General features: G+C 59.2%; 11 protein-coding genes and 1 pseudogene. 2 read left to right on the top strand and 10 right to left on the bottom strand.

All coding sequences use genetic code 11. The features are described 5' to 3' along the window. Both Q1B15_RS21810 and Q1B15_RS21805 read right to left on the bottom strand, forming a co-directional pair. Window positions 1–167, bottom strand: a pseudogene (locus tag Q1B15_RS21810) (heme A synthase); the annotation flags it as partial. 54 nt (window positions 168–221) lie between these two features. Further along, window positions 222–956 (bottom strand): RNA methyltransferase, encoded by a 735-nt coding sequence (locus Q1B15_RS21805; RefSeq protein WP_299758025.1) that lies wholly within the window; start codon window positions 954–956, stop codon window positions 222–224. Window positions 957–1,385: 429 nt separating this feature from the next. Here Q1B15_RS21805 and Q1B15_RS21800 point away from each other — a divergent pair, with 429 nt between their 5' ends. Then, window positions 1,386–2,006, top strand: a complete 621-nt coding sequence (locus Q1B15_RS21800) for a thiamine phosphate synthase (protein ID WP_299758022.1) — start codon at window positions 1,386–1,388, stop codon at window positions 2,004–2,006. Here the strand turns inward: Q1B15_RS21800 and Q1B15_RS21795 are convergent. The 4 genes from Q1B15_RS21795 to Q1B15_RS21780 all read right to left on the bottom strand — a co-directional run bounded on the left by Q1B15_RS21795 (window position 2,003) and on the right by Q1B15_RS21780 (window position 4,307). Further along, window positions 2,003–2,836, bottom strand: a complete 834-nt coding sequence (locus Q1B15_RS21795) for a lysophospholipid acyltransferase family protein (RefSeq protein ID WP_299758020.1) — start codon at window positions 2,834–2,836, stop codon at window positions 2,003–2,005. The genes Q1B15_RS21800 and Q1B15_RS21795 overlap by 4 nt on opposite strands. Beyond that, the gene (locus Q1B15_RS21790) at window positions 2,833–3,609 is read right to left on the bottom strand and encodes a GNAT family N-acyltransferase (protein ID WP_299758017.1); all 777 of its coding nucleotides are present in this window, start codon (window positions 3,607–3,609) and stop codon (window positions 2,833–2,835) included. The genes Q1B15_RS21795 and Q1B15_RS21790 overlap by 4 nt, the downstream gene beginning before the upstream one ends. 116 nt (window positions 3,610–3,725) lie before the next feature. Continuing rightward, window positions 3,726–3,914 carry a DUF3553 domain-containing protein gene (locus Q1B15_RS21785; protein ID WP_299758015.1) on the bottom strand — a complete coding sequence of 63 codons (189 nt, stop codon included), beginning with the start codon at window positions 3,912–3,914 and terminating at the stop codon, window positions 3,726–3,728. A gap of 12 nt (window positions 3,915–3,926) precedes the next feature. Beyond that, entirely contained in the window at window positions 3,927–4,307 is a 381-nt protein-coding gene (locus Q1B15_RS21780) for a hypothetical protein (RefSeq protein ID WP_299758013.1), read from the bottom strand. On the opposite strand from Q1B15_RS21780, the gene Q1B15_RS23590 reads away from it, so the two are divergent. Continuing rightward, window positions 4,209–4,505 (top strand): histidine phosphotransferase family protein, encoded by a 297-nt coding sequence (locus Q1B15_RS23590; RefSeq protein WP_366141766.1) that lies wholly within the window; start codon window positions 4,209–4,211, stop codon window positions 4,503–4,505. The two genes, Q1B15_RS21780 and Q1B15_RS23590, sit on opposite strands and share 99 nt — an antisense overlap. A 3-nt stretch (window positions 4,506–4,508) precedes the next feature. Here Q1B15_RS23590 and Q1B15_RS21775 read toward each other — a convergent pair whose 3' ends face one another. Genes Q1B15_RS21775 through Q1B15_RS21760 form a run of 4 tightly spaced genes read right to left on the bottom strand, consistent with a single transcriptional unit; the run spans window position 4,509 to window position 8,969 of the window. Then, complete coding sequence (locus Q1B15_RS21775) at window positions 4,509–5,774, bottom strand: glutamate-5-semialdehyde dehydrogenase (protein ID WP_299758010.1); 1,266 nt, start codon at window positions 5,772–5,774, stop codon at window positions 4,509–4,511. Between the two features lie 44 nt (window positions 5,775–5,818). Next, window positions 5,819–6,919 carry a glutamate 5-kinase gene (gene proB / locus Q1B15_RS21770; RefSeq protein WP_299758007.1) on the bottom strand — a complete coding sequence of 367 codons (1,101 nt, stop codon included), beginning with the start codon at window positions 6,917–6,919 and terminating at the stop codon, window positions 5,819–5,821. Then, window positions 6,907–7,941, bottom strand: coding sequence for a GTPase ObgE (gene obgE / locus Q1B15_RS21765; RefSeq protein ID WP_299758005.1), 1,035 nt, complete (start codon window positions 7,939–7,941; stop codon window positions 6,907–6,909). Before obgE ends, proB begins: the two co-directional genes overlap by 13 nt. Then, window positions 7,938–8,969 carry a GNAT family N-acetyltransferase gene (locus Q1B15_RS21760; RefSeq protein ID WP_299758003.1) on the bottom strand — a complete coding sequence of 344 codons (1,032 nt, stop codon included), beginning with the start codon at window positions 8,967–8,969 and terminating at the stop codon, window positions 7,938–7,940. Before Q1B15_RS21760 ends, obgE begins: the two co-directional genes overlap by 4 nt. Window positions 8,970–8,971 lie beyond the last annotated feature (2 nt).

The raw sequence follows: 8,971 nt of genomic DNA, 5'->3' as shown, positions 1-8,971 counted from the left end.
CCACCGACAGCGATCATCAGAACGACAAGAGAAAACAGCACCATAAGCCAGACCCGGATCGCCCCGCGCGCGCCTTTACGTGCTCCATCGATCAGACCGCCCTTCGGCATATCTGCTCGCTTGGTGTCGTTGCCGACCTCTTCAAAAATGCTGCGCTTTTCAGCCATTATCTGCTCCGCTCATTCATCCAGAATGTAGGCCTCGCACAGACCATCGTCCAGTCAATCGCCACGCTCTTTCCAGCGGACCATCTGCCGCAGGACCCCGTGTAGCATCTGCACGTCGGCGCGTGTCATCGGCATCCGCGACCAAAGGTTGCGCATGGTCCGCTTCATCCCTTCGCCCTTTGCTTCGGGGAAGTAAAATCCCGCCACATCCAGGCGGCTTTCATAATGTGCAGCCAGCTTTTCAACCTCTATCTGGGATGCCATTTCGCCGCCCGCCAGTTCCAATTCAAACGGGGTGACTTTGGTGGTCGCACGGCGCCACTCATAGCCCATAAGCAAGACGCATTGCGCCAGATTTAAGGAAGGAAACTCTGGGTTTACGGGCACTGAGACAATCGCATTCGCCTTTACGATATCTTCATTTTCAAGCCCGGCGCGCTCGGCACCAAACAGTACCGCTACCCGCTCACCCGCCGCGATGCGGCGCGCAGTTTCGGCCATCGCTTCTTCTGGCGAAAATATGGGCTTGGCCAGATCCCGCGACCGCGCCGTCGTCGCGAAAACGAACGTGCGATCCGCAATTGCGTCGGCCAAATCGGGGTGCAACTGCGCCTCATCCAACAACCGCCCGGCACCACTTGCCATCGCGATTGCGCTTTGGTTCGGCCAGCCATCCCGCGGGGCCACGATCCGCATCTGTTCCAGCCCGAAGTTCAACATCGCACGCGCCGCCGCACCGATGTTTTCGCCCATCTGCGGACGAACAAGGACAAAAGCGGGTTGGGTCATGTACCATAGGCTCCAAGGGGTCGTCCGGGGTCTTAGGATCCGGGGCGGAAAAGCACAAGGGAGGTGCCGAAATGGCATACGATGAAGGTCTGGCCGAACTCATCCGAGGTGACCTCACCGATCGCACTACTTTTGAAGAAAAGCGCATGTTCGGAGGTCTCCGCTTCATGCTTGACGCTCACATGATGTAGAGCGTGAACAAAGGACCTGTCGGCCAGGATCGCCATGCCAAGGCCTGACCATCGACGGAACATACCCAATGGCTTTCACGGGGCGGCGTATGGGCGGAATGGTCGGTCAGCGACGCGGCAATGGCCGACGCCCGGCGCGGCCCGTCGATGACACTTGCGATGGAAAATGCCAGAAGCCTTCCCCCCAAGTGACACAACCGCTATAGCCCGTGCCAACACCTTGTATTCGGAGCCGAAAATGGCCGACGACACGCGCCCGCAGGTTTATCTTTCCACGCCACCTGCTTTTGAATTATCCACCTTTCCTGCACGGCTTGCAGAAGTGCTCGACGCGTTCGATGTGGCCTGTGTGCGGCTTTCCATGGCAACGAGCGACGAGAGCACATTATCGCGCGCTGGCGATACATTGCGTCCGATCTGCCACGAAGCAGACGTGGCTTTGGTGATCGAAACACATGTCGGCCTTGTCGAACGTCTTGGCCTCGACGGCGTGCACTTGCTGGATGGCGCGCGCACGATGCGTGCGGTGCGCAAGACGCTTGGGGCCGACGCCATCATCGGTGCCTACTGCGGAGCGTCGCGCCATGACGGCATAACCGCAGCCGAGATCGGAGCAGACTATGTTTCGTTCGGCCCCGCTGGTGACACTGCCCTTGGCGACGGGACCAAGGCAGACCATGATCTTTTTGCATGGTGGTCCGAGATGATTGAAGTGCCGGTGGTCGCAGAAGGCGCGCTGACGCCCGAAGTTATTCGAGCCCTTGCACCGGTCACCGACTTTTTCGGCATCGGCGAGGAAATCTGGCGGGAAGACGACGCCGCGCAGGCCCTTGGTCAGTTGATCGAGGCGATGTCCTAAGACGGCTTCACAAACGCGCTTCGCACGGCCTCCTCTGCGGCTTTAGCCAGCGCCTTGCGATCAGAAAACGCGGCTACCTCAAGGGGCTTGTGCCAAATCACTTCGACCGATCCCTGGCGGGGTGCCGCAAGCACTTTCGCCAGATGGGTCCCAAAATCCATGTCGCCCCACCACCCATAGAACCGTTCCGAGGCGCCCTCTGGGGCCGCGTAAACGACGCTGACCGGCTGCACCCAAAGGATGTCGCGCAACTCCTCTGAAAAGAATGCGGCAAACAGCGTCGGCTTGAACGGCAAGACCCGCAAACCGTCCGTCGATGTGCCTTCGGGGAAGAACAACAGCTTGTGTCCCGCGGTCAGGCGATCCTCGAATACCTGTTTTTGCTCTGCCGCGTCCCGGACGGCACGGCGGATAAACACCGTGCCCGTGGCGCGCGCGAGCCAGCCAATCACTGGCCATCCTGCAACCTCGGACTTGGCGACGAAATAGACGCGCTTGCCCGCATTCAGAGCAAAAATGTCCATCCACGAAGAATGGTTGGACACCACGGCACCGGGGTGGGTCATCCGCTCACCGTGGCTGCTATACCCCATACCGAATACTCGAAACGCCGTGCGGCAGACACCTTGAGTGATGTGCGGCGTCCATGGGCGCGCCATCCCAAATACCGGACGCTCGACCAAGCGGACCGTCAGCAAGATCAGCAATCCGCCAAGCGTCAGCACCCCAAACAACAGCCCGCGCAGGATCAGCCTTACCCAGCCGTAAACGCCGGGCCGCAAAGGCGGCAGCCTGTCGTCCGCGCCAACCCAGGTCGGATCGCGGCTCATCCCCGCGACACCTGATAGCGCGCTGCCGCTCGCAGGTTCATGCGCGCCGTATCAAGAAGCAAACAGACATCGATCGTGTTGAAGGGCCTATCCACAAAAGCCCCCTCGCCGATCACCCCGCCAAGCCGCAGATAGGCTTTTATCAACGCCGGCACATTGCGCATTGCCGCCACGCGATCGATCTCGTCGTCTGGGATCAAATCCATCGTTTGAAAATGCTCGGTGCGCGCACGCACGCGAACATCCGCCGGTGCGAGGTGCTGATGGTGCAAAAGCGACAGCGCCTCGGCATGGGCCTCAATATCGGTGCCGTGAAAACTTGCGACGCCAAACAGGATATCAATCTCTTCGTCCGCCACGATCCCCGCCAGAGCGTTCCAGATATGGTACATCGCCATGCCACCGCGATAGTCCGCGTGCAGGCAGGACCGCCCCAGTTCCAAAAGCTTGCGCCCTGACGCCTTCAGCGTCGACAAATCGTACTCGTCTTCCGAATAATACTGCCCAATAGCAGCAGCCCCCGTATCGTCCAAAAGACGGTAGACTCCCACAACATGATCCAATGCCTCGCGATCGCGGCGCTTATCGACAAGAATCAGATGACGGAAATGCGGGTCGAAACGATCCCGCTCAAACCGGTCCTGGTGATCGACCAAAGCGCCATCGCCGCCAAGCTCTTCGACAAAAACTGCATAGCGCAGCCGTTCTGCCGCGCGCAAGTCGCGCTCGGTCAGGGCAAGTCGGGTGGTGAAATGAGCGTCTCCGCGGTCCATCCTGGGCCTTCGTCAGACAGGTTGCGGCCTTCTAAGGCCCTGCGCCGCGCAATGCAACGCCCGCCACTTTTGCGATCCTGCAAAAAGCAAGATACAATCTTAGGGTGTAGTTCGTTTCAGGGATCGCTTTCGAACAGAGGGACAAGTCCGATTCTCGTGCCATCAATCACCACTTTGCCCTCATCAGGAAAGTTCACTGTAACGCGCCCGCCGATGTTTGACTGTACCTGTCCAACACCCCAGTCAGGCATATCAGGGTGCGTCACAAGCATGCCTGGCTCAAGCAGGGCCGTCATATCTGACATCTTGATTTCCTTTCAATTACCAACCGAGGAACACGATGACCGCCCCCTGTTTGAAATGCCCTTATAAGCTGGCGTATCTGCCACGATCTTATCAGCCCCCTGGGCGCAATTGGCAACGGGATCGAGCTTTTGACAATGTCCGGGCAAGGCATCAGCCCCTAGATTGCCCTCATCGCACAATCCGTCGAGAACGCGAACGCCCGAATATGGTTCCTCCGTGTGGCGTTCGGCACGGCACACCCGGAAATCAGTCAGAACGAAGCTCAAAACAGATTCACAAACACCCGCACCAAAGTGGACTGGCGGGTCGAAGGGGCTTTGCAGGGCGCGGACAGCAAGCTTGTATTTCTCGTGGTGCAATGCCTTGAAAACACCTTGCCTTGGGGCGGCCACATGACCCTCTCCCGGTTCGAAGGAAACTGGAAGCGCGTGGCGAGAGGATCAACGCCAACCCTGACCTTGTGCAGTTCCACAACAAACCCTGCAATCGCTGATAGCGTCGCCACCTCTGATGTGCATTTCGCACATTTGCTAAGTGCAGCTAAATCCGCTCGACGTTCGGTCGCGACTTTTTTAACGACAGGAAGGTGACAGTTACGTTCTGATCGTTCCGTCGCCGGTCACAAGGTACTTGAAGCTGGTCAATTGCTCGGCCCCCACGGGACCACGCGCGTGCATCTTACCCGTCGCGATGCCTATCTCCGCCCCCATGCCGAACTCTCCGCCATCGGCGAATTGCGTCGAGGCATTGCGCATCAGGATCGCACTATCCAGCCTTTGGAAAAACCGGTCCGCTGCGGCGTCGTCTTCCGTCACAATGCAATCGGTGTGGTTCGAGCCATAGGTCCGGATATGAGTAATCGCCGCGTCAACGTCTTCAACTACTTTGGCCGCGATGATCATGTCCAGAAACTCACGGCCCCAATCATCCTCAGTCGCCGGGACAACGCCGTCGATCAACGCCACTTCGCTGTCGCCGCGCACCTCGACGCCCGCGTCGATCAAGGCGCGGACCACGCCCCGCCCGATGGTGTCGACCACATCGCGGTGGATCAACAAGCACTCGGCCGCGCCACAAATCCCTGTGCGCCGGGTTTTTGCGTTTAATACGACCTTCAACGCCTTCTCCGGGTCGGCACTTGCATCGATGTAGATGTGAACAATGCCCTCAAGGTGGGCAAATACCGGCACGCGGGCCTCGCGCTGCACCAAACCAACAAGGCCTTTGCCGCCGCGGGGCACGATGACGTCGATCGTGTCCGTCATGATCAGCATCTCGCTGACCGCTGCACGATCACGCGTCGGCACGCGCTGAATTGCATGGATCGGCAAGCGCGCGGCCTTCAGCCCGTCAACAAGACAGCCATGGATTACACCGGTCGAGTGAAAACTCTCGGAACCGCCACGCAAAATGACCGCATTCCCGGCCTTCAGACACAAGGCCCCTGCATCCGCAGTTACATTCGGGCGGCTCTCATAGATCACGCCGATCACACCCAAAGGCGTGCGAACGCGCTTGATATGCAGACCGCTAGGCCGGTCCCATTCCTCGACTGTCTTGCCAACCGGATCATCCTGTGCGGCGACCGCACGAAGTCCGTCGCACATGTCCTGAATACGCGCCTCGTCCAGCATCAGACGGTCCAGCATCGCATCGCTCAGGCCCTTTTCGCGCCCGAACGCCATGTCTTTGACATTGGCAGAGATAATCTCGCCGCGTCGCGCCCAAACGGCGGCGGCGGCGGCGTTCAAAGCCTGCGTTTTGTCAGTGCTTGACGCAAAGGCCAATTCCGCCGCTGCGGCTTTCGCCTTTTGGCCAATGTCCGCCATGATGGTTTGAATGTCTGACACGTCTTTCATGTCCCTAGCCCTTTAAGATCAGCTCAAGTTTAAACGCCTCGCGGCTAAATCGCCATATCGTCGCGGTGCACAAGCGCCGCACGCCCCGGATATCCAAGGATCGCTTCAATCTTATCGGACCGCTGCCCCTTGATGGCGCGCGCCTCGTCCGCCGTATAGCGCGTTAATCCATGCCCAAGCTGCGCGCCGTCCGGCCCGACGATATCAACCGGGTCTCCCCGGCCGAATGTGCCGCGCACGGATGTCACCCCTGCGGGAAGTAAAGACTTGCCCCGCTCCAAGGCTCCAACCGCTCCGGCATCCAGGATCAACTCGCCCTTCGACTTCATCGCCGCGATCCAGCGCTTACGGGCCACTTGCGGATCGGTCTCTGGCGTAAACCATGTGCAAGGCTCGCCGTTTTCAATGCGCTTCAAAGGGTTATCTGGCGCACCTAAAGCGATCGCCATGGCCGCACCTCCGGCCGTTGCGGTTCTCGCCGCCATAATCTTGGTCTTCATCCCGCCCTTCGAAAGCCCTGTCCCGGCGTCCCCGGCCATGGCCTCGATCTCGGGCGTTATCACATCAATCACATCGTAACGTTTAGCACTTGCTTCCTCTTTTGGGTTCGCCGAGTAAAACCCGTCGACATCCGACAAAAGCACCAGCACATCTGCCCCGATTGTCACGGCAATCTGCGCGGCCAGTCGATCGTTGTCACCATAGCGGATTTCATCCGTTGCGACCGTGTCGTTCTCGTTCACAATCGGTACCACCCCCAGCGACAAAAGCTGCTCAAGCGTGGCGCGACTGTTAAGATACCGCCGCCGGTTCGCGCTGTCTTCCAGCGTTACAAGCACCTGTGCCGTTGTGATGGTATGTGGCTCAAGCGCTTCCTCATAGGCCCGCGCAAGACGGATTTGACCAACCGCTGCGGCCGCCTGGCTTTGCTCCAATGGCAAAACGCCTGCTTCAAGCGCCAGGGCTGCGCGTCCCAAAGCAATCGAGCCGGATGAGACCAACACAACATCAACCCCGCGTCCACGCATATCTGCCACGTCTTCAGCAAGCGTTTTCAACCACTTGGCTCGCAGTTTTCCGTCCTCGACCAACAGGGCCGAGCCGATCTTAACAACGATGCGACGCGCAGTCGTCAGGGACGCCATGGTCTGGGCTCCTCGACTTCCTCCTTGCGGCGCAGTTTATCTGCATCAATCTGGCCGCGCACCGCGCGCAGGACATCAATCAGCCCCTCGCGGCTGACGCCACTCATCATCATCACTGGCCCCGCAACCTCTTCCAAAGCTGTCTGGCGTTCTTCGCGTTCCTCATCATCAAGCGCGTCGATCTTGTTCAACGCAGTGATGCGCGGCTTCTCGGCAAGCTCGCCGCCGTAGGCCTCCAACTCGTGGATTATCGTACGATAATCTTCGGCAACCGTCTCGGACGTGCCGTCAATAAGATGCAGCAGGACCGAGCATCTCTCGACATGGCTAAGGAACCTATCGCCAATGCCCCGCCCTTCATGGGCACCTTCGATCAGACCAGGAATATCGGCCATCACGAATTCAACCTCATCCACGCCGACCACTCCAAGGTTCGGGTGTAGCGTGGTGAAAGGGTAATCTGCAATTTTAGGACGCGCATTTGACGTGGCCGCCAGAAATGTCGACTTACCGGCATTCGGCAGACCCAAAAGCCCGGCATCCGCGATCAGCTTCAACCGCAGCCATAGCTCGCGCTCGATTTGCGGCTGACCCGGATTTGAGCGCCGTGGCGCCTGGTTGGTCGAGGATTTGAAGTGCAGGTTACCGAACCCGCCGTTGCCACCTTTTGCCAACAACACCCGGTCGCCAACGTGCGTTAGGTCAGCAATGACGGTTTCTTCATCTTCGTCGAGAACTTCCGTCCCAACAGGGACGCGCAGTATGATGTCATCACCATCTTTACCGGTCCGCTGCTGGCCCATGCCGGGCTGGCCGTTCTTGGCGAAGAAATGCTGCTGATAGCGGAAATCGATCAGCGTGTTCAGCCCATCGACCGCCTCGGCCCATACATCGCCGCCCCGTCCGCCGTCGCCGCCGTCGGGCCCGCCGTATTCGATATATTTCTCGCGTCGAAAGCTCACGCACCCCGAGCCACCGCCGCCAGAGCGGATCGTAACGCGTGCAAGATCGAGGAATTTCATGTTGCTACCCTAAATGTGTCTCGCGTCACGGCGTATGTGATGACGCGCGAAGGCTCAAGCCTTCCCTTTGATGTGCCCATGTCATCGCCTGTGACACGAAAACCGTGTTTTTCCAACAAACGGCCCGAAGCGGGGCTGTCTTCGAAGTGGTCGGCGATCGCGTTTGTAACCGGAAAACGGTCGAAAATCTCGGGCAGGAACGCCGACAGCGCTTCCGTTGCAAGGCCCTGCCCCCAATGATCCGGCCCGAGGAAATACATCACGGACAACGGGGTACCACCGCAGCCAATGGCTCCGATCAACGCGCCCTCGCGCTCTATCCCAAGCATAAAGCCGGGCAAGCCGCCCCAACGACGTCCTTCAATCCATTCGCGCGCCTCCGCTTCTGCCCATCCCGTGACAAGCGACGCCGTACCGCGCGTCACTTCAGGGACGGCCAGAGACACCAAAGCCGGCGCATCCGCAGAGATTATCGGGCGAAGCGTAAGGCGCGGCGTAAACACTGTGAAACCAAGCCGTGCCTCCCACTGCTCGCGGCTCATAGCCATCTCGGTCGCCATCACGTCCTGGCTTAATGCGCGGGCTTTGCGTTGCGCTTCGCCAGTGGGGCGAAATCCAAGCGCGCGCAGAACTGCTCCCGAGCGTTCATTGCCTTGAAAATAGGCCGACGTTACGGATCGACGGCCGGTGTCTGTAAACCATTGTGCAATCACCACGCGCGCCGCCTCAAACCCATAGCCTTTGCGCCAAGCAGGCCGCGCCAGCCAATAACCCAACCCGTCTTCAATACCGATACAGCCCTGAAGGCCATCCTCATCACAAATCGCCCAAACCAATGCCCTGTTTTCAATGGTTCTTTCCAAAAACCAGGCAGCATCTCCATGCGTATAGGGGTAAGGTACGACCGATAGCCAACGGCTGACTTCGTAGTTGCCAACGCCCCGCACAAGGGCATCGGCATCGGTCATCTCAAGAGGGCGAAGCGTCAGGCGCGGCGTCCTCAGAACGGGAGGCGCCTGACGTGACATGG

Source organism: uncultured Boseongicola sp. (assembly GCF_937988555.1).
In the GTDB taxonomy this organism is placed as follows: domain Bacteria; phylum Pseudomonadota; class Alphaproteobacteria; order Rhodobacterales; family Rhodobacteraceae; genus Boseongicola.
This window is presented reverse-complemented; position numbering and strand designations above follow the sequence as displayed.